At 59.4% G+C, this 19,588-nt stretch carries 18 protein-coding genes; 11 read left to right on the top strand and 7 right to left on the bottom strand.

Going from position 1 to position 19,588, the window contains the following annotated elements; all coding sequences use genetic code 11:
- A partial coding sequence (locus T18_RS00845; RefSeq protein WP_323455162.1) for a methylenetetrahydrofolate reductase occupies positions 1-804 on the top strand: 804 nt, incomplete at its 5' end.
- Positions 805-868: 64 nt separating this feature from the next.
- Here the strand turns inward: T18_RS00845 and T18_RS00840 are convergent.
- A complete protein-coding gene (locus T18_RS00840) occupies positions 869-1,807 on the bottom strand; it encodes a LysR family transcriptional regulator (RefSeq protein WP_003515711.1) in 939 nt (312 codons plus the stop codon).
- A 239-nt stretch (positions 1,808-2,046) separates the two neighbouring features.
- Here T18_RS00840 and T18_RS00835 point away from each other — a divergent pair, with 239 nt between their 5' ends.
- Entirely contained in the window at positions 2,047-2,265 is a 219-nt protein-coding gene (locus tag T18_RS00835) for a hypothetical protein (RefSeq protein WP_038491307.1), read from the top strand.
- Positions 2,266-2,537: 272 nt separating this feature from the next.
- On the top strand, positions 2,538-3,575 hold the full coding sequence (locus T18_RS28220; RefSeq protein ID WP_003515714.1) for a GlxA family transcriptional regulator: 1,038 nt from the start codon (positions 2,538-2,540) through the stop codon (positions 3,573-3,575).
- 163 nt (positions 3,576-3,738) lie between these two features.
- Here T18_RS28220 and T18_RS00825 read toward each other — a convergent pair whose 3' ends face one another.
- Both T18_RS00825 and T18_RS27085 read right to left on the bottom strand, forming a co-directional pair.
- Positions 3,739-5,214 carry an NAD(P)H-hydrate dehydratase gene (locus tag T18_RS00825; protein WP_038491310.1) on the bottom strand — a complete coding sequence of 492 codons (1,476 nt, stop codon included), beginning with the start codon at positions 5,212-5,214 and terminating at the stop codon, positions 3,739-3,741.
- Between the two features lie 113 nt (positions 5,215-5,327).
- Complete coding sequence (locus T18_RS27085; protein WP_019566121.1) at positions 5,328-5,483, bottom strand: hypothetical protein; 156 nt, start codon at positions 5,481-5,483, stop codon at positions 5,328-5,330.
- Positions 5,484-5,572: 89 nt separating this feature from the next.
- Between T18_RS27085 and T18_RS00820 the strand changes: the two genes are divergently transcribed.
- The 4 genes from T18_RS00820 to hspQ all read left to right on the top strand — a co-directional run bounded on the left by T18_RS00820 (position 5,573) and on the right by hspQ (position 8,836).
- Positions 5,573-5,911, top strand: coding sequence for a P-II family nitrogen regulator (locus T18_RS00820; protein WP_003515720.1), 339 nt, complete (start codon positions 5,573-5,575; stop codon positions 5,909-5,911).
- Between the two features lie 74 nt (positions 5,912-5,985).
- Positions 5,986-7,395, top strand: coding sequence for a type I glutamate--ammonia ligase (gene glnA / locus T18_RS00815; protein WP_003515722.1), 1,410 nt, complete (start codon positions 5,986-5,988; stop codon positions 7,393-7,395).
- 98 nt (positions 7,396-7,493) lie between these two features.
- The gene (locus T18_RS00810; RefSeq protein WP_075807527.1) at positions 7,494-8,417 is read left to right on the top strand and encodes a DMT family transporter; all 924 of its coding nucleotides are present in this window, start codon (positions 7,494-7,496) and stop codon (positions 8,415-8,417) included.
- Between the two features lie 89 nt (positions 8,418-8,506).
- Positions 8,507-8,836, top strand: a complete 330-nt coding sequence (hspQ, locus tag T18_RS00805) for a heat shock protein HspQ (protein ID WP_003515726.1) — start codon at positions 8,507-8,509, stop codon at positions 8,834-8,836.
- A gap of 127 nt (positions 8,837-8,963) precedes the next feature.
- On the opposite strand, the gene T18_RS00800 is transcribed toward hspQ, so the two are convergent.
- The gene (locus tag T18_RS00800) at positions 8,964-9,617 is read right to left on the bottom strand and encodes an invasion associated locus B family protein (RefSeq protein WP_013636323.1); all 654 of its coding nucleotides are present in this window, start codon (positions 9,615-9,617) and stop codon (positions 8,964-8,966) included.
- A gap of 322 nt (positions 9,618-9,939) precedes the next feature.
- Here T18_RS00800 and T18_RS00795 point away from each other — a divergent pair, with 322 nt between their 5' ends.
- From T18_RS00795 to T18_RS00785, 3 genes are read left to right on the top strand one after another with little or no spacing between them, the layout of a single operon-like run.
- Positions 9,940-11,787: an extracellular solute-binding protein gene (locus T18_RS00795; RefSeq protein WP_038491313.1), complete on the top strand. Its 1,848-nt coding sequence runs from the start codon at positions 9,940-9,942 to the stop codon at positions 11,785-11,787.
- Positions 11,788-11,826: 39 nt separating this feature from the next.
- On the top strand, positions 11,827-12,495 hold the full coding sequence (locus tag T18_RS00790) for a DsbA family oxidoreductase (protein ID WP_003515731.1): 669 nt from the start codon (positions 11,827-11,829) through the stop codon (positions 12,493-12,495).
- Positions 12,496-12,546: 51 nt separating this feature from the next.
- Positions 12,547-13,479, top strand: a complete 933-nt coding sequence (locus tag T18_RS00785) for a DMT family transporter (RefSeq protein WP_038491316.1) — start codon at positions 12,547-12,549, stop codon at positions 13,477-13,479.
- 57 nt (positions 13,480-13,536) lie between these two features.
- Here T18_RS00785 and T18_RS00780 read toward each other — a convergent pair whose 3' ends face one another.
- The 3 genes from T18_RS00780 to T18_RS00770 all read right to left on the bottom strand — a co-directional run bounded on the left by T18_RS00780 (position 13,537) and on the right by T18_RS00770 (position 18,070).
- Positions 13,537-13,881 carry a hypothetical protein gene (locus tag T18_RS00780; protein WP_038491319.1) on the bottom strand — a complete coding sequence of 115 codons (345 nt, stop codon included), beginning with the start codon at positions 13,879-13,881 and terminating at the stop codon, positions 13,537-13,539.
- A 376-nt stretch (positions 13,882-14,257) separates the two neighbouring features.
- Positions 14,258-17,755, bottom strand: a complete 3,498-nt coding sequence (mfd, locus tag T18_RS00775) for a transcription-repair coupling factor (RefSeq protein WP_019566117.1) — start codon at positions 17,753-17,755, stop codon at positions 14,258-14,260.
- Between the two features lie 3 nt (positions 17,756-17,758).
- Entirely contained in the window at positions 17,759-18,070 is a 312-nt protein-coding gene (locus tag T18_RS00770; protein ID WP_003515739.1) for a succinate dehydrogenase assembly factor 2, read from the bottom strand.
- Between the two features lie 187 nt (positions 18,071-18,257).
- Between T18_RS00770 and T18_RS27385 the strand changes: the two genes are divergently transcribed.
- Positions 18,258-19,588: ATP-dependent DNA helicase RecG (locus tag T18_RS27385; RefSeq protein ID WP_323455161.1), on the top strand; the 1,331-nt coding region annotated here is incomplete at its 3' end.

Below are 19,588 nucleotides of genomic sequence, written 5' to 3'. Positions count from 1 at the left end.
TTTCCACAGGGCGTGCGTGTTTATCTGACAGACACCGGACAGGCCTCGCAGGACAGGCTGGTCGACGCTGCAAAACACCTTCGCGATCTCGGCTACACACCAGTGCCGCATCTCGCGGCACGGCGCATATCGTCTGGCGTGGAATTCGAGGAGCAGGTGAAGCGGCTGGCAGGCGAAGCGGGTGTGTCGGATGTGCTGGTAGTCGGCGGTGGCGTCGCCACGCCGGCTGGTCCCTTCACATCCAGCATGGATATGCTGTCGACCGGCATCTTCGATCGCTGCGGGATCAATCAGATTGCAATCGCCGGCCATCCCGAAGGCAGCCCCGATTTCAGCGAAGAGACGGCGACGGCCGCCTTGAAGTTGAAGTATGATTTTGCCGAAAGAAGCGATGCGGCAATGCGCATCGTCACCCAGTTCGGCTTCGACCCCGCGCGCTTCATCGCCTGGGCGGAAGGACTTGCCGCCTCCGGCATCGACTTGCCGGTGCATATCGGCGTCTCCGGTCCGGCCAGGATCACGACGCTGCTGAAATATGCAGCTCTCTGCGGCGTCGGCAATTCCATCGCCTATCTGAAAAAGAACGCGCTCTCCCTGACGACGCTGGCCAAGGGCCATTCACCGGAAAGCGTGGTCGGCCCTATCGAACGGCACTGGCAGGCAAATCCGGCAGGGCCGATCCGGCAAATCCACGTTTTCCCATTTGGTGGGTTACAGAATTCGGCAGACTGGCTGGCCGGTCGTGGAAGCTGGCAAATCGGCGATGCGGACTTTTCTGCAAAGCGGGGCACGGTAGCGATCTAAGCCCACCTTTGCCTATGGCGCGACGGACGCTCGCCGTCGCGCATTCCCGTTATAAAGATCTACCTCAGGCCGCCTTGGCGACCTCGACAAAGGCGTTTCGGATGCTTTCCGCGACCGCAAGGATGGGGCGCGAGGGTCTTTCGCCCGTGATCAGGCGAATATCGAAATAACCAAGTTCCGGCAGGCCTTCCTTGTCGCTCAGAATGACCATGTCGTTCTGCACATAGGAGCGCGGCAGGGGCGCGATGGCGAGATCGGCGGCAATTGCTGCGCGCTGCGCCATGGTATGGCCGCTGAGATAGGCCACGCGGAAATTGCGACCCCGCTTTTCAAGCGAGTTGATCGCTTCCGAACGCCAGATGCAGCCCTCTTCCCAGATCGATATGGGCAGCGGATCGCGCAGATAGGCCGTACCGCATTTTGCCCCGGCCCAGACGAGACGTTCGCGCATCAGCACCTCGCCCGTATCCCGCAGCGGATGCGACGCACAGTTGACCAGTGCCAGATCCAGCCGCCGTTCATCCATGCGCTTGTAGAGATTGGAACTGGAATCGATCGTGACATCGATCATGATGCCGGGGAAAACCTCGGCAAAACGCTTGAGGATACCCGGGAGCAAACCGCGCTCGCCAATATCTTCCGGCGCACCGAGCCTGACGACGCCAGACAGTTCAGGCATGACGAAACGCGACACGGCCTCGTTAGACAGCGCGATCATGCGGCGTGCATAGGTCAGAAGCGTTTCGCCATGCGCAGTCAAAGTCACCGAGCGGGCATCGCGCAGGAACAACGTCGTCTTCAGCTGTTCCTCCAGCTTCTTTATCTGCATGGAAACGGCGGACGGCGTTCTGAACACCACCTCTGCAGCGGTGGAGAAGTTCCCGGTCTCGGCAATCGCGACGAAGGTTCTCAGAATGTCGTTATCCAGCAGCGGCAACGGTTGGCGGAAAGTTACGGTCATGGCACGAACCTTCAAATATTTTGATTTATAGATGGATATCATTTCGTTTGATTGAATGTCAACACAGGCGCACCATCCGGGACATCGAATGACAGGGCAACTAACGCCTTGTCGGAATGAAGCGCTGGCCCATCACGGATAGACAGAAAGTCCGGCAGGCGGCGAGCGCGAGTCATTCCTAGAACTGATGAATGACATCAAATTCATTCTCTTGTTTGATGAGATATGTAAGCGCATACCGAAGTCGTAAACAGGATCGTGGTTCACGAAAGGATCAAGACATGGCCATGATACATTATCACCCCGCAGCGAGCCGTTCGTCGCAACGCCCCTCGACCGGTAGCTGGCTCCAGCGCCTGTCCGGCCAGATTTCCGCTCTCCATACGTCATGGAAGCGCGCAAGAATGCTCCGCGCGCTGGAAGGTTTGCCGCCTGAAACATTGAAGGACATTGGATGGCCGACAACCGACAGCAACCGCATCAGGGTCGTCGGCAAATGATGCGCAACCCCATGGCTCGCAACCGTCTCAGGACTTGCGAGCCATCCCCGTCAATCCCGAGACGCGCCGGCAGAGGCGTAAAATGACCTGCCTGTTTTACATGCGACACGACGCCCTTTAAAAAGGCTTGTCGCAAATTTTGCATATTTCAAAAGCTATTTTTTGACAGCCCGGATTTCACGGCGTATTTTTCGTTAAAGATGTCGGAAACAGGACATCCAGAAGACCGATTCCAAGGGAGGAATTGCGTATTCGCAACGGAGCACGGGCAAATGAGCAGGAACTCCCAGAAGAAACGCTCAATCGTCTTTTTTCTCATTCCGCAATTTACCATGCTGCCGTTCGCCGCAGCGGTTGAAACGCTTCGCATCGCCAATCGCATGCTGGGGTATCAGGCTTACGAATGGCGCCTCGCCTCGCTCGACGGCCAGAAGGTCATGTCATCAAGCGGCATCTGTCTTGAGGTCGACACCTGTCTTGCCGATGAGCGCCGATATGTCAGCGGCGAAAACCGCGTTGAAATGGCGATCATCTGTTCGGGCATCGATGTCGACCAGCACATCAACAAATCCGTCAATGCCTGGCTGCGTGAAGCCTATAATCGCGGCATCGCCATCGGCAGCCTCTGTACCGCCGCGCATATCCTCGCGCAGGCTGGTCTCTTGAACGGCAAACGCTGTGCGATCCACTGGGAGAACCTGCCTGGTTTTTCCGAAGCCTTCCCGCAGGTGGAAGTCTATGCCGATCTCTTCGAGGTCGACAGCAACATCTATACCTGCGCCGGCGGCACCGCATCGCTCGATATGATGCTGAGTCTGATCGGTCAGGATTTCGGCGAAAATCTTGTCAACCGCGTCTGCGAGCAGCAATTGACGGACCGGGTGCGCAGCCCCAACGACCGCCAGCGCCTGCCGCTGCGTGCGCGCCTCGGCGTTCAGAATAGCAAGGTCCTGTCGATCATCGAATTGATGGAAGGCAATCTGTCCGAGCCGCTGTCGCTGCTCGACATCGCCGATGCGGCCGATCTGTCGCGCCGACAGGTGGAGCGTCTCTTCCGGCAGGAAATGGGCCGCTCACCCGCCCGCTACTATCTTGAAATCCGCCTGGACCGCGCCCGCCACCTGCTGGTGCAATCGGCCATGCCGGTGGTCGAGGTTGCCGTTGCCTGCGGTTTCGTCTCCGCTTCGCATTTCTCCAAGTGTTATCGCGAAATCTACAATCGCACGCCGCAACAGGAACGGGCGGAACGCAAGCTGCTGATCAGCGCTTCGCGGATGGCAACCGCGAGCCAGGGCAAAGCCGCGCACTGACGCGGCTTTAAACCTCTAGGGCGAAAAAGCGCTCACCTCAGGAATGAAAACCTCTCCCCCGTCATGCCGGACTAGATCCGGCATCCAGTCACGACGCGTCTGCGCAGCGAAAGGTATCTCCTGCGATCAAGTCCGGGGTGACGGAGTGGACACCAACTCAAGGTCACGCGAACGGCCGCACCGCGTAGGCGAGATCCTCTGCCGTCATACCTGCACCCGCCCTGCTGCCCGCCTCGCCATGCAGCCAGACACCGGCAGCGGCGGCCTCAAAGGCAGGCGTTCCCTGCGCAAGCAATGCGCCAATGATGCCAGCCAGCACATCGCCTGACCCCGCCGTCGCAAGGCTCGACGGCGCATTGGTATTGACCAGCGCGCGGCCGTCCGGCGCGGCGATGACCGTATCCGCGCCCTTGTAGACCAGCACTGCGCCGCTGCGCGCCGATGCGGTCTGCGCCTTCTCGATCTTGCTCAGTGACGTGTCAGCGGCGAGATCGGGAAAGAGCCGAGCAAACTCGCCCTCATGCGGCGTCAATACGAATTTCCCCGCGCCTGAAATCATCCGGTCGAACAGGGTTTCCGGGCAGTCCTTGAAAGCGGTGATCGCGTCGGCATCCAGCACCACCACCTTGTCCCCGAGCAGGGACACGAATTGCCGCGCCTTTTCGAGATCGCCGAAACCGGGACCGAGGACGAAAGCGCCGTGGCGTTTGTCGTCCAGCCAGTGGCGCAGATCGTCCGCATCATCCAGACCGGAGCTCATCACCGCCGTCAATGTCACCGAAAGCACGTCGAGCGCCTGCTTCGGCGCGGCAATGGTGACGATGCCCGCCCCCGCCTTCAGCGCTGCAATTGCCGTCATGCGGCTTGCTCCCGTCGCATGTGGCGGTCCGGAAAAGACGGTCAGATGCCCACGGCGGAATTTATGCGTTTCCATTTCGGAGCGGGGCAAGGCGTCGCGCCAGACAAGTGGATCGTTTTCCGCAACCGATCCCGCATGAGCGGCGAGAATACGGGAGGGGATACCGATATCGAACACCTCAAGCGTCCCGCACAGTTCCCGCCCCGGCATCAACAGATGGCCGGGTTTTCGCGCCATGAAGGTTACGGTCCGCACCGCCTTGAACGATGCGCCCAGAGGCACGCCCCTCCTGCCGCAAAGACCAGACGGCAGATCGACGGCGAGAACCGGCACGGCTGCCTGCGTCACCGCATCGATCACGCGCCGAAGCTCCGACGGAATCTCGCGGGACAATCCGGCACCGAACACCGCGTCAATCACCACGTCTCCAGCCATGGGTACATAGTCGCCAAGCGGCAGGGCTGTGACGCCGCTAACCTCGAAAGCCGTGCGGGCATCGCCTTTCATGGCCGTGACTTGGCCAAGATGATGAACCGCAACTGTCGCCCCGCTTTGCACAAGCGAGCGTGCCGCAACGTAACCATCACCGCCATTATTGCCGCCTCCGCAGAGCACGACGAAACGCAGCGCGTCCGGATAGTGGCGAAGGGCCGAAGCAGCGACCGCCTGCCCTGCCCGCTCCATAAGATCGTATAGGGGAATGCCGGATTGGCCTGAGGCCGCATCGATGCGGGCCATCACAGCAGGGTCGATAAGAGAGAGATTCAATAGGGATTTCATGGAGCGATCATCCCTTCAAAACGCCGGAAAGGCAATCGATACAAAAATAAGCAAATGGCTGCGGCGAAATAATAATCAAATGCATAAAATATAAACAAATCAACAAAACGCCGTCAGTGCATTCCAAAATATTCAACATAACTAAAATAAGGAAAACCGACAGAATTGATGACGGATTTTTCGCGTTTTGGCGAGAAATTGGCTGGAAAACCACAAAAAGCGAATGCATTTTGTGTCAGAAAGCCGGGCAAGCGAAGTTTTTTCTTCAAGCCCGCTTCCGATCTGGCACAATACGTGCATTCTTGTGGCAGAGCGGGAATAACCTGCTTTAACGGGAGAAGCGGAGAGATATTTTCTCATGAAAAAGATCGAAGCGATCATTAAGCCTTTCAAGCTCGATGAAGTGAAGGAAGCCCTTCAGGAAGTCGGACTTCAGGGAATCACGGTCACGGAAGCAAAAGGCTTTGGTCGTCAGAAGGGCCACACGGAACTCTACCGCGGAGCAGAGTACGTTGTGGACTTTTTGCCGAAAGTGAAAGTCGAAGTCGTACTGGCGGACGAAAATGCGGAAGCCGTCATTGAGGCTATCCGCAATGCGGCACAGACCGGACGTATCGGCGACGGAAAGATTTTCGTTTCCAACGTCGAGGAAGTCATCCGAATCCGTACCGGTGAAACAGGCGTGGACGCCATCTAATCGGAACCAGGTCCTGAGCCGGGGAGGCTCAGGTTTTTCACCTCGTCACCACCACACTCAAGGAAAACGTTTAAATGACGACCGCAAACGATATCTTGAAGCAGATCAAGGATAACGACATCAAGTTCGTGGACCTGCGCTTTACCGACCCCAAGGGCAAGCTGCAGCATGTCACCATGGATGTTGTCTGCGTAGACGAAGACATGTTCGCCGATGGCGTCATGTTCGACGGCTCCTCGATCGCCGGCTGGAAGGCCATCAACGAATCCGACATGGTGCTGATGCCCGATCCGGCAACTGCCCATACCGATCCGTTCTTCGCCCAGTCGACCCTCGTCATCCTTTGCGACATTCTCGACCCGGTTTCCGGCGAAGCCTATAACCGCGACCCGCGCGGCACCGCCAAGAAGGCCGAAGCCTACCTCAAGGCCTCCGGTATCGGCGACACCATCTTCGTTGGCCCCGAGCCAGAATTCTTCGTCTTCGACGACGTGAAATACAAGGCAGACCCTTACAACACCGGCTTCAAGCTGGATTCATCGGAACTGCCGTCCAACGACGACACGGATTACGAAACCGGCAACCTTGGCCACCGTCCGCGCGTCAAGGGCGGTTACTTCCCGGTTCCGCCGATCGACAGCCTGCAGGACATGCGTTCCGAAATGCTGACGGTTCTCGCTGAAATGGGCGTCGTCGTCGAAAAGCACCACCACGAAGTCGCCTCCGCGCAGCACGAGCTGGGCGTGAAGTTCGACACCATGGTATCCAGCGCCGACAAGATGCAGATCTACAAGTACGTCGTGCACCAGGTCGCCAATGCCTATGGCAAAACGGCAACCTTCATGCCGAAGCCGATCTTCGGCGACAACGGCTCGGGCATGCACGTGCACCAGTCGATCTGGAAGGGCGGCAAGCCGACCTTTGCTGGCGACGAATATGCCGGCCTGTCTGAAAACTGCCTGTACTACATCGGCGGCATCATCAAGCATGCCAAGGCCATCAACGCCTTCACCAACCCCACCACCAACTCCTACAAGCGTCTGGTACCGGGTTATGAAGCTCCGGTTCTCCTGGCCTATTCCGCCCGCAACCGCTCCGCATCGTGCCGCATTCCCTTTGGCTCCAACCCGAAGGCAAAGCGCGTCGAAGTCCGCTTCCCGGACCCGACCCAGAACCCCTATCTCGGTTTTGCAGCCATGCTGATGGCCGGCCTCGACGGCATCAAGAACAAGATCCATCCCGGCAAGCCGATGGACAAGGACCTCTACGACCTTCCTGCCAAGGAACTGAAAAAGATCCCGACCGTCTGCGGCTCGCTGCGCGAAGCGCTGGAAAGCCTCGACAAGGATCGCAAGTTCCTGACCGCCGGCGGCGTGTTCGACGACGACCAGATCGACTCGTTCATCGAGCTGAAAATGCAGGAAGTCATGCGCTTCGAAATGACCCCGCATCCGGTCGAATTCGACATGTACTACTCTGCCTGACCGGCATTTGGGACGCCTTTAGAGGCGTCCCTTCCCGCTCGGCGGTTTTCCCCTGGAAAGCCGCCGTTTTCTTTTGATGCCCAGCCATGTCGCGAACAATGTCGATCAAGCCAGCCTCTCAGCAAACGCGCCTCACGGACTGGCTCATCTTTCTGGCGGTACCGTTCTTTTTCTCCAGCAACATCATTTTCGGCCGCGGCGTCATCGGAGAGGTCTCGCCCTTCATTGCCGCCTTCATTCGCTGGATCGGATCGAGCCTCATCATCGCTCCGTTCATGATCGCCGACTGGCGGAACTGCCTCGCCTTCGTGCGCCAGAAAACGCTGCTCTGGCTCGTTCTTGGCATTCTCGGCATGGGCGTCTGCGGTGGCGTGGTCTATTGGGGCCTCACAATGACGACGGCTGCCAACGGTACGTTGATCTATACGACTTCGTCGCTATTCATCATCCTGTTCCAGCGCATCTTTCAGGGCCGCCCGATCCGCAGGCTCGAAGTGGCGGGCATGATCATCGCTTTTGCGGGCGTGGCGGCCATCGTGCTCAAGGGCGATATGTCCGCTCTCTGGCAGATGAAATTCAACATTGGCGATTTTGCCATTCTGACGGCAGCGATTGCCTTTGCGGTCTATTCGCTGCTGTTGCGCGATCCCGCGGCGCGGCAGATGGCCTCGTTCAGCCTTTTCGGCCTCATCGCCTTCTCCGGCGCGCTGGTCCTGCTCCCGCCGGCAGCGGTCGAACTGGCGCATGGTGGCTTGCTGCCGGCCACGGCCATCGCCTGGGCCAAGATCGGCGGCATCATCCTGTTCGCCTCACTGCTTGCCTTTTATTGCTTCACCCATACGGTCCGCGTTTTCGGCCCCGCCACGGCAGGCATCACGCTTTACATGATGCCACCCGTCTCGATTGTCATGGCCACGCTTTTTCTTGGTGAAACGTTTGAAACATATCACGCCATCGGCATCGTGCTGGTTACCGGCGGCGTCGTCATCGCCACCGCACCGATCGGCCGCAGGGTCGCTTAAGAGCATCACGGGAAAAAGGGCCGGATACCGCTAGCCCTTGATATTTCCCATTCCGCACCCAACTATTAGTGGGAAAGGAAGTTCATACCATGAAACAAAGAGACGCAAAATTTACGCTTGGCGAGATCGTCCGCCACAAGGTGTTTCCGTTCCGCGGTGTGGTGATTGACGTGGATCCGGAATATGCCAATACGGAAGAGTGGTGGAACGCCATCCCCGCCGATATTCGCCCGGAGCGCGACCAGCCCTTCTACCATCTTCTGGCGGAAAACGATGAGACGGAATATGTCGCTTACGTTTCCGAACAGAACCTCGTCCACGATGAAAACGAGGCGCCGCTCCGCAACCGCAATATCGAGCGGATGTTCGACAAGGCGCCCAACGGCGAGTGGCGGCCGAAGATGTCGCTGGCGCATTAGCGCACGCCCGATTTGACAACAATCATAAGGGCGCGGTGCGCTTTTAATGAAAATACGTCGGATCAAAACCGCGCATAAAAAAACCGGCCTGAAAACAGGCCGGTTTTTTCGTGTTCTCGTAAAGAGATCAGGGCTTCGGCGCGCCCTTTGCGGCGTCCTGAGCAGCTTCCAGCTTCTTGCGAGCCTCTTCGGCCTTTTTCTGCATGCCTTCCTGAAGGCTGCGCTGGCTTTCTGCGAGCTGCGACTGGGTGATAGCCGCGCCGTCATAAGCGCCGGTAAAGCCGGTAAGCGCGATCTTGATGGGGTTCGGCGCGCGGCGGAAGTTGATCGAGGTGAAGACGATCTCGTTGCCCTTCTTCAGCGACGCGATCATGGCGTCCGTCAGCGGAACTTCGGCCGTGCACTTGTCGGGAAGGCAAACAGCGTAATCGAGCTTCTGACCCTTGCCACCGTCGATCTGCATCATCACACCCGGGGGAATGAGACGCGCGGTCGGAACGGAAACCTGGAGCAGCTTGCGGTTGACCTTGCCCTCGACAGTGATGAGGCCGACGGCAGTGATCATCTGGCCGTTCTGGGCAAGAACCACGTTCTGCACGACGCAGACATCGTTGTCTTCCTGCTTGGAGCAGGTCTTGAACCAACCAAGCGGCGGAGCGCCAGCGCCCTGATTGGCGGGAGCATCCTGTGCCTGCGAGATGGCCGGAGCGGAAACCGCGCCCAGGGAAAGAACGAGAGCGGACAGAGCTGTCCGGGTGAATGTGTTTGCCTTTTGCATCATAAGAGTTCCGTCTCCTGAATGTCTGCCAGAACAGAACCGCGGGTCCTGCTCGCCGATGGCGGTATCCTTCTGCCCGTTCAACTGTCGTTTAAATGAGGCAAATGCGTGACCCGTCTCTTCCGGCCACCCTGTTACATGCCGTTCGCGGCGATATCCAGCACTTCTTTAACTTTTTCTTGAGGCAACCCAAGATTTCCCGCCCTCGCATGGGTCCAGCCATGGGCTTGTGCTACATATTCGCCAGAATCATAACAAAAAACCAATCATGACGATAACCGACCACCACGACAAAACGGACCGACAGTTGAGACAGGATAGTGACATGCGCAAGCTTGCGGCCCTCATCCCCGCATTGTTTCTTTGGGGAACGGCCCTGCTTTCTCCGGAAATTGCCGTAGCGCAGCCGCTTCACGCCATTTCCATGCACGGCACGCCGGCACTTCCCGCCGACTTCCGGCACTTCCCTTATGTCAATCCGGACGTGAAAAAAGGTGGTCGCATATCCTACGGTGTCGTCGGCACCTTCGACAGCCTCAACCCCTTTGTTCTCAAGGGAATGCGCACCACGGCGCGCGGCGTCTGGGACCCTGAATTCGGCAATCTCCTCTACGAGCCGCTGATGCAGCGCTCGAGCGACGAGCCTTTCAGCCTTTACGGCCTGCTTGCGGAAACCGTGGAGTGGGACGAGGAACGCACCTTCACCCAATTCAACATCAATCCCAAGGCCAAGTGGTCGGATGGCGAGCCGGTGACGCCTGACGATGTTATCTTCACATTCAATCTCCTGAAGGAAAAAGGCCGTCCGCCGTTCAACAGCCGCCTAGACGGCGTGGCGAAGCTGGAAAAGATCGGCGAACACGGCGTCCGCTTCACCTTCAACGACAGGGCGAACCGCGAAACGCCGCTCATTCTCGCCTCTTCCACCCCGATTTTGCCGAAACACGCGATCGATCCGGAAAAATTCGAGCAGGCGGGCCTCGGCGCTGTTGTCGGGTCGGGTCCATACCGAATCAAGACATTGCGCCCGGGTGAACGAATCATCTGGGAGCGAAACCCGGACTATTGGGGCAAGGATATCCCGAGCAAGGTCGGCTTCGAGAATTACGACGAGATCAGCATCACCTATTTCCTTCAGGTCACCACCATGTTCGAGGCCTTCAAGAAAGGCGATATCGACATCTATCCCGAAGGCGACGCCATCAACGGCACCTCCGATACGTCCCATTGGGGCCAGGCCTACAACTTCCCCGCCGTTCATCGCGGCGATATCGTCAAGGATGTGTTCCAGCCGCGCCTGCCATCGGGCATGTTCGGCCTTGTCTTCAACACCCGCCGCGCGGTCTTTGCAGACGAAAAGGTGCGTGAGGGCCTATCCTATGCGCTCGATTTCGAGTGGATGAACAAGAACATTCTCGGCGGCGCATTCAAGCGTACGCAAAGCTACTGGCAGAACTCAGCGCTCGGCGCCTATGGCAATGCCGCAGATGAGCGCGAACTTGCGCTGCTTGGCGATGCGGCCAAGAGCATGCCGCCGGAACTTCTGGCGGGAACCTACGCCATGCCCACCACCGACGGGACCGGCGCGGACCGCAAGGTCCTGAAGCTCGCCGTCGATAAGCTGAAAGAGGCCGGATACAGCATCAAGAACGGCAGGATGTCCGACGCCAATGGCCGCCAGCTCGCATTCGAAATCATGACGCAGAACCCGGCGCAGGAACGCATAGCGCTTGCCTATCAGCGTTCGCTGAACCTGATCGGTGTCGCCATGGGCATCCGCTCCGTTGACGATGGCCAATATCAGGCACGCTCCAACAGCTTCGATTACGACATGATCATCCGGTCCCTGCCCTCATCGCTCTCGCCCGGCGCCGAGCAGCTCAACCGCTGGAGTTCATTGTCGCGGGATGCGCAGGGCAGCTTCAACTATGCGGGTGCGGCCAGCCCCGACATCGACCGCATGATCGAGGCCCTGTTGCAGGCCCGATCCACGGAGGATTTTCAGGCGGCAGTGCGTGGTTATGATCGTCTTCTCGTCGCCGGCCACTATGTCATTCCGCTCTACTACATCGGCGCGCAATGGATAGCCCGCTGGAAATATATCGACCGCCCGGATATGACCCCGATATCAGGCAATCAGAAACAGACCTGGTGGGATGCGCGGGCGCAATAACCCGCCCCTGCCCGGTCCAAGACAACGGAAGATGAAGCCATGGAACGCATCGTTATCGACGTCGTATCGGATATGGTCTGCCCCTGGTGCTATCTGGGCAAGGCAAGGCTCGATCTTGCCATTGCCGAGGTGCAGGACGAAATCAGCGTCGACGTGAACTGGCGACCTTACCGGCTCAACCCGGATTACCCGCCTGAAGGCGTTGACCAGAAGGCCGCGCTTGAGGAAAAGCTCGGCAAGGAGCGTCTCGAGCAGGCCCATGCCTCTCTGGTTGAACTCGGCAAACAGGTCGGAATCCACTACGATTTCGATGCAATCAAGATTGGCCCGAACACGCTCGACGCACATCGCCTGTCGCTCTGGGCCCATGCTGAAGGCCGTGACGTTCAGGAAAGGATCGTCACCGCCTTGTTCAAGGCGAATTTCGAGGAAGGCCGCAATATCGGCGATCACGCCGTGCTGACCGATATCGCCGAAAAGGCGGGCATGGACGCCAAGGTGGTAACACGGCTTCTGGCATCGGATGCGGACAAGGACACGGTGATTGCCGAAATTGACGCGGCGCAGCAAATGGGTGTTTCCGGCGTACCGTTCTTTATCGTCGACCAGAAATACGCCATCAGCGGTGCACAAACGCCTGATGTATTGATTGCTGCACTGCGGGATATTGCAAAAATCAAGGCGGACGAGCATAAGTCGATGAACTGACGGTCGAACACCGGCAGCTTGCCGTAATCGATAAACTGTTGGTGTTTTCCCGTGTCCGACCAGACCCTGAAAGGCATTCTGCTTGCCTTTGCCGCCTTCGCTGCCTACGCCTGGAGCGACGCGAGCGTTAAACTCATAGAAGGCCAGATTTCGCCGATCGAATCGGCCTTCTTCGGCGCCCTGTTCGGCCTCATCGCCCTGCCCTTCATCCGCAAGCGCAATGATCGCTGGGTGGATGTGGTGAAGACGACCAACCGGCCTTTATGGATCATCCGATTTTTTGCCGCCGGTACGGGTGCCGTCGGCAGCGTCACCGCTTTCACCCATCTTTCCATGGCCGAAGCCTTCGCGCTGATCTTCCTGCTTCCCTCGTTCGTCACCATCATGTCGGTGGTGTTTTTGAAGGAACAGGTGGGCATCCGCCGCTGGTCTGCGGTCATCATCGGTTTCCTCGGGGTGCTGGTCATCCTGCGGCCGGGTTTCCGTGAACTCGGCATCGGCCATATCGGCGCCATCATCGGTGGCTTCAGCGGCGCACTCAGCATCGTCATCTTCCGCGCCATGGGTCCGTCGGAAAAGAACGTCTCGCTGTATGGGGCCGGTGTACTGGGCTGTCTTACCATCAGCGGCATCGCCATGGTGCCGACCTTCATCATGCCGGGCGGCGAACAATGGTTGATGCTGGCGGGATACGGCCTGCTCGGCGCGCTTGGCAACGTGCTTGTCATGTATGCTGCCCAATATGCGCCCGCCGCCATGATCGGCCCAACGCAATACAGCCAGATGCTCTGGGCCATCCTGTTCGGTTACCTGATCTTCGGCGACCGCATTGATGGCTGGATGTTGATGGGCATCGCCCTGATCGTCGGCTCCGGCCTGCTGACGCTGATCCGGGAGAAGCAGCGAAAAGTGCCGCTTCCCGCCTCCATCGCCGCGACCGACCAGAATGTGGCCGTCGGGATCACGCCGGAAGACGAGCGCTAAAGTCGAAAATGCATGAGAACCAGCGACGCATGTTTGCGTCGCTGGCATGGCATTCGATCAATCACAAACCCTGACCCGATACATGTCGCCCCAGGCGTTCTGTCGCCAGGCCACGTGGCAGCGAGGATAAACCGGCTGGTAAACAACAGGCGGTCCATAAGCTGGCGCGGCGTAGACGGGTGGACCATAGACCGGTGCATAATAAGCGGGGCCATAAGCGTAACCGGGATGCCTTGCCCCGGCGATGAGCGCTCCGCCAATGATCGTTCCTGCTATCCCGGCGGCAAGGCCGCGGCCGAAATTATTGCGCGCTTCCGCCTGACTGGTGGTGGCAATTGTGGTGCCCGCAATTGTCAAAGCAACCAGACAAGCGGTGGCAAACCTGTTGATGTTGGTCCACATCGTCCTGCTCCTTCAAGACCCGGCGGCTTTACGATCCGCCGCACCGGGTATGAAGGAAAGATTACGCCCGCGAAGACTACCGATACATGTCCGTCTCGTTACATCGCGGTAATTCTCGCTGAAGGCAGTGAGTGTAGTTTTCGAGGGATTGGCTAACGGAAATGAGCCGAAGATGGGTGTGGTTTACCCCCCTCTGCCCTGCCGGGCATCTCTCCCAAAGGTGGGGAGATCGATATCCGGCAAGGTTTTGCCTATATCAACGTTAGAGAATGAAGTGATGACAGCGCGTCTTGCCGATCTCCCTCCTTGTGGGGGAGATGCCCTGCAGGGCAGAGGGGGGTAAGCCACACCCACCGCCCCCCCCAAAGGCTTAAATCTACGACCGAGCCAGCTCCGCCAATTGCGTCATGACCATCGCCGCACCCGCCAGCCGTTTTTCCGGCGTCGGCAGATCGCGGTTCAGGAACAGGCTGTGGTCCGGGCGGATTTTCGCCATCGAGCCCTGCTTGCCAATATAACCGACAAGCGCTGCCGGATTGGGGAATTCCTTGTTGCGGAACTGCACAACCACGCCTTTCGGCCCGGCATCCACCTTCTCGACATTGGCCGTGCGGCAGAGCGACTTGATGTAGACGATCTTGAGGAGATGCTGCACTTCCTTCGGCAGCGGGCCGAAACGGTCGATCATTTCTGCGCCGAAACCGTCGATCTCGCCTATATCCGCAAGCTCGCCGAGACGGCGGTAGAGACCCATGCGCAGATGCAGATCCGGCACGTAGTCTTCCGGGATCATCACCGAGGTGCCGACCGAGATTTGCGGCGACCAGCCGCTGTCGCGCACCTCTTCGTCACCCTTCACTTCGGCCACGGCCTCTTCCAGCATCTGCTGGTAAAGCTCGAAGCCGACTTCCTTGATGTGGCCGGACTGTTCTTCGCCAAGCAGATTGCCCGCGCCGCGAATATCGAGATCGTGGCTGGCAAGCTGGAAACCGGCGCCGAGTGTGTCGAGCGATTGCAGCACTTTCAGCCGCCGCTCCGCCATCGTCGTCAACACCTTGTTGACCGGCAGGGTGAACAGCGCGAAGGCGCGGACCTTGGAACGACCGACACGGCCACGCAGCTGGTAAAGCTGGGCAAGACCGAACATGTCGGCACGATGCACGATCAGCGTATTGGCGGTCGGCACGTCGAGGCCGGATTCGACGATGGTGGTCGAAAGCAGCACATCGTATTTGCCGTCATAGAAGGCGTTCATGATGTCTTCGAGTTCACCCGCCGCCATCTGGCCATGCGCCACCGCCACTTTCAGTTCCGGCACATCCGACTGCAGGAATGCATGGATATCGGCGAGATCGGCAAGGCGGGGGCAGACATAGAAGCTCTGGCCACCGCGATAATGCTCGCGCATCAGCGTTTCACGGATTACCAGCGGATCGAAGGGCGAAATGAAGGTGCGAACCGCCATGCGGTCCACTGGCGGCGTGGTGATGAGCGACAGCTCGCGCACGCCGGTCATGGCCAGCTGCAAGGTGCGCGGAATGGGTGTTGCCGACAGCGTCAGCACATGCACGTCGCTTTTCAGCTCCTTCAGCCGCTCCTTGTGCTTCACACCGAAATGCTGCTCCTCATCGATGATCAGCAGGCCGAGATTGGCGAAGCTGATGCCCGCACCGAGCAGCGCATGGGTGCCGACGACAATGTCGGTCTTTCCATCAGCCACTTCCTTCTTGGTGAGCGCAAGCTCCTTCGAACCCACAAGGCGCGAGGCCTGCTGCACCCGGATCGGCAGACCGCGAAACCGTTCGGAAAAGGTACGGAAATGCTGTCGCGCCAGAAGCGTGGTCGGCACCACCACCGCCACCTGAACGCCATTCATGGCGGCAAGGAAAGCGGCGCGCAAGGCCACTTCGGTCTTGCCGAAACCGACATCGCCGCAGATCAGGCGATCCATCGGCCGCCCGGCACCGAGATCGTCGCGAACAGCGTCGATGGCGTTCAGCTGGTCCTCGGTCTCGTCATAGGGGAAACGGGCGGCAAACTCGTCGTAAAGCCCGTCCGGTGCGATAAGCGCCGGCGCGTGGCGCACCAGACGCGCGGCTGCAATGCGGATAAGCTCGTCGGCCATATCGAGCAGGCGCTTCTTGAGTTTGGCCTTGCGCATCTGCCATGCGCCGCCACCGAGCTTGTCGAGCGTGGCTTCCGCGGCATCAGAACCATAACGCGAGAGAAGATCGATGTTTTCGACCGGTAGGAACAGCTTGGCGTCGTCGGCATAATGCAGTTCCAGACAGGCGCGCGGCGCGCCCGCTGCCTCGATGGTCTGCAAACCGACGAAGCGACCGATGCCGTGTTCGGCGTGAACCACGAGCGAGCCTTCGTCCAGCCCCGCCACTTCCGCGATGAAATCCGCGCCGCGCTTGCGGCGCTTGGAACGGCGCACCATGCGGTCGCCAAGAATATCCTGCTCGCCGATGATTGCGAGCGTTCCGGTCTCAAACCCGGCTTCGAGGCTCAGCACCGCAGAAGCCGCCTCACCCTTGCCGAGTTTCTCCACCTCTTTCAGCGATGTCACCGGCTTGATCTTTTCAAGCCCGTGTTCGTTCAAGACCTGCAACAGCCGGTCGAGCGAACCTTCCGACCAGCCGGTGATCAAAACCTTCCAGCCCTTGGCCCGGCGCTCGGCAATGTGCTTTACCGCCAGATCGAAAACATTGACCCGCTCTTCGCTGTCGCCTTCCGTCGGTGGACGTGCCCAGCGCGGACCAACATGGGCATCAAGCGTCGCGACCGGGCGACCTTCGCTATCGTGTTCGTTGAAGGGCGTCAGCCGCACCGCATTGACGCTCGCAAGCGCCGCCTCGAAGCTCTTGCCGTCGAGATAGATTTGCCCAGGCGATACCGGCTTGTAAGGCGCGCCCTGCGTCGAGCCCTTGGTCTCGCCCGAAGCCCGCCGCGCCTCGTAATAATCGAGGACCAGCTTGGAGCGTTCCTTCGCAGCCTCTCGCGCCGTATGGTCGGTGACGATACGGAAACCGCTGAGATAATCGAAGGCGGTTTCCAGCTCTTCGTAAAACAGAGGCAGCCAGTGCTCCATGCCGGCATAACGGCGGCCTTCGGAGACTGCCTGATAAAGCGCATCGTCGCGCGTCGCCGCACCGAATAGCGACAGGTAATTCTTACGGAACCGGCCGATCGTATCCGGCGTCAGCGTCACTTCGCTCATCGGATTGAGATCCAGCGAGCGCGCCTGTGCGATGGTGCGCTGGCTGGCCGGATCGAAGGTGCGGATGCTTTCCAGCGTATCGCCGAAGAAATCGAGCCGCACCGGCTCTTCGGTGCCCGGCACGAAGACATCGAGAATGCCGCCGCGCACGGCGAATTCACCCACTTCACGCACCGTCGCCACCCGGTCGAAACCGTTGCGCTCCAGCCGCGCGGCGATGTCCTCCATGCGGATCTGGTTGCCGGGCTTGGCCGAAAAGCCCAGGCTCTCGATAACGTCGCGCGGCGCCATCTTCTGCAGCATGGCGTTGACGGTGACGAGAACGATGGCCGGATGCGGTTTCTTGGCGTGATTGATGAGGCCGGCAAGTGCCGCGAGCCGGCGCGCCGAGGTGTCCGCACTCGGTGACACGCGGTCATAAGGCAGACAATCCCAGGCCGGCAGCGTCAACACCGGAATATCCGGCGCGACAAAACCAAGAATCTGTTCGAGATCGGCGACCCGCTGGCCGTCCGACATCACGTAAGCCACCGATGTTCCCGCCCGCGCCATATCGGCGAGCAGCAGGGCTTCCATGCCGGAGGGCACGTTTCCGATGGTCAGCGGCGTATCGGCCGACGCCACCAGCTTTGCATCGAATCCGGCTATCATGTTTCAGGCCTTCAGGGTTTCGGCTGTGACGAGATCGAAATCGGGACGGTAAGAGGCGATCTTCTCGAACAACGGGGTCTGGAATTTTTCCGGCACCGGCAGGGCACCTGTCACCATCTTGACGAGGTCGTTATCCTCTTCCGCCATGATGATTTCCAGCTCGTCAAGCTGATCGTCGGAAAGCCCGGCAATATTGTCTTCCGCAAATTGCCCGAGCACCAGATCCATCTCGCGAATGCCCCGGTGCCAGCAGCGGTAAAGTATCCGCCTGCGCCTCGGATCGAGGTCGGCGCTCGTGCGCACCAGTCCAGTCATCGCATTCACCTTTCGGTTGGCTATTCAACAGGATGTTGATTGCGCCCTCCTATAGAACAGGAGGCGAACGCTTGGAACCGGTTTTTATCGAAATAATGCCACGGCGGCTAAAATCTGCCGGTGATAAACAGCCTTTGTCGGGCGCCACGTCTTGCATAACGCGTCCCCTTCCCCGATTTTGCTGAGCATGCGTCCCGCCATTCTCGATCCGCTATTTGCTTCCGTCTCCACCCTTGCCGGTGTGGGGCCGAAGCTTGCCGACCTTCTGGCCAAACTGCTGAGCCGGGAAAATGCCGACGACACCCGCGTGATCGATCTTCTGTTCCACGCGCCATCAAACGTCATCGACCGGCGCAACCGCCCGGGCATCGCGCTTGCCGCTCCCGGCGCCATTGTCACCATCCAGGGACGTGTCGACCGGCATCAGCCAGCTCCACCAGGCAATCGTTCCGCGCCCTACCGTGTTTTCCTGCATGACGAGACCGGGGAACTGGCGCTGACCTTCTTCCGCGCCAAGGGAGACTGGCTTTCCAAGGCCTTACCCGTCGATGAAGAGGTTCTCGTCAGCGGCAAGGTGGACTGGTTCAACGGCCGCGCCTCCATGGTGCATCCGGATTTCATGGTGAAGCTCTCCGAGGCCGAGAACCTGCCGCTGGTCGAAGCCGTTTATCCGATGACAGCCGGGCTGTCTCCGAAGGTGCTGCGGCGGGCAATTGAAGGCGGGCTTTCGAAACTGCCGGTCTTTCCCGAATGGATCGACGAAACGCTCAAGACCCGTCAGGGTTTCGGCGACGTGGCATCGAGCTTCCGTGAGTTGCACGATCCGCGCGACAGCGCCGATATCGATCCTCAGGCCCCGGCACGCAGACGGCTCGCCTACGACGAATTCCTGGCCGGGCAGCTGTCACTGGCGCTGGTGCGGCAAAGACTGCGCAAGGTCGCGGGCCAGCCGATCCGCGCCAAGGGGGACATTGCTGCAAAAATCCTGTCGCAACTGCCCTTCTCCCTGACGCCGAGCCAGAATGCCTCGGTGAAAGATATCCTGACCGATATGGCCAGCGAGGACCGTATGTTGCGGCTGTTGCAAGGCGATGTCGGCGCGGGCAAGACGCTGGTGGCGCTGATGGCTATGGCAACCGCCGTCGAGGCCGGAGGGCAGGCGGTGTTGATGGCCCCGACCGAAATTCTTGCCCGGCAGCATTTCGCCACCATCTCCAAACTCGCCAATGCCGTGGGCATTACGGTTGAGGTGCTGACCGGCCGCACCAAGGGCAAGGAGCGTCGCGAGATCGAAGAACGCGTGGCCTCCGGTGAGGCACAGATCGTCATCGGCACCCACGCGCTGTTCCAGGACAGCGTGAGTTACAAGAACCTCGTGCTGGCCGTGGTGGATGAGCAGCACCGTTTCGGCGTACACCAGCGCCTGCGTCTCACCGCCAAGGGCATCACGCCGCATATGCTTGTTATGACCGCCACGCCCATTCCGCGCACGCTGGTGCTGGCCGCCTTCGGCGACAT

The sequence above is a fragment of the Rhizobium sp. TBD182 genome (assembly GCF_001950375.1).
Lineage (GTDB): Bacteria > Pseudomonadota > Alphaproteobacteria > Rhizobiales > Rhizobiaceae > Agrobacterium > Agrobacterium tumefaciens.
This window is presented reverse-complemented; position numbering and strand designations above follow the sequence as displayed.

Bases quoted from the DNA above. Each gene is read 5' to 3' on its own strand.
- mfd (WP_019566117.1), bottom strand. From the start codon at position 17,755: ATGATAGCCGGATTCGATGCAAAGCTGGTGGCGTCGGCCGATACGCCG.
- T18_RS28220 (WP_003515714.1), top strand. From the start codon at position 2,538: ATGAGCAGGAACTCCCAGAAGAAACGCTCAATCGTCTTTTTTCTCATT.
- T18_RS00810 (WP_075807527.1), top strand. From the start codon at position 7,494: ATGTCGATCAAGCCAGCCTCTCAGCAAACGCGCCTCACGGACTGGCTC.
- T18_RS00780 (WP_038491319.1), bottom strand. From the start codon at position 13,881: ATGTGGACCAACATCAACAGGTTTGCCACCGCTTGTCTGGTTGCTTTG.
- T18_RS00835 (WP_038491307.1), top strand. From the start codon at position 2,047: ATGGCCATGATACATTATCACCCCGCAGCGAGCCGTTCGTCGCAACGC.
- T18_RS00770 (WP_003515739.1), bottom strand. From the start codon at position 18,070: ATGACTGGACTGGTGCGCACGAGCGCCGACCTCGATCCGAGGCGCAGG.
- T18_RS00790 (WP_003515731.1), top strand. From the start codon at position 11,827: ATGGAACGCATCGTTATCGACGTCGTATCGGATATGGTCTGCCCCTGG.
- hspQ (WP_003515726.1), top strand. From the start codon at position 8,507: ATGAAACAAAGAGACGCAAAATTTACGCTTGGCGAGATCGTCCGCCAC.
- T18_RS00820 (WP_003515720.1), top strand. From the start codon at position 5,573: ATGAAAAAGATCGAAGCGATCATTAAGCCTTTCAAGCTCGATGAAGTG.
- glnA (WP_003515722.1), top strand. From the start codon at position 5,986: ATGACGACCGCAAACGATATCTTGAAGCAGATCAAGGATAACGACATC.
- T18_RS00825 (WP_038491310.1), bottom strand. From the start codon at position 5,214: ATGAAATCCCTATTGAATCTCTCTCTTATCGACCCTGCTGTGATGGCC.
- T18_RS00840 (WP_003515711.1), bottom strand. From the start codon at position 1,807: ATGATATCCATCTATAAATCAAAATATTTGAAGGTTCGTGCCATGACC.
- T18_RS00795 (WP_038491313.1), top strand. From the start codon at position 9,940: ATGCGCAAGCTTGCGGCCCTCATCCCCGCATTGTTTCTTTGGGGAACG.
- T18_RS00800 (WP_013636323.1), bottom strand. From the start codon at position 9,617: ATGATGCAAAAGGCAAACACATTCACCCGGACAGCTCTGTCCGCTCTC.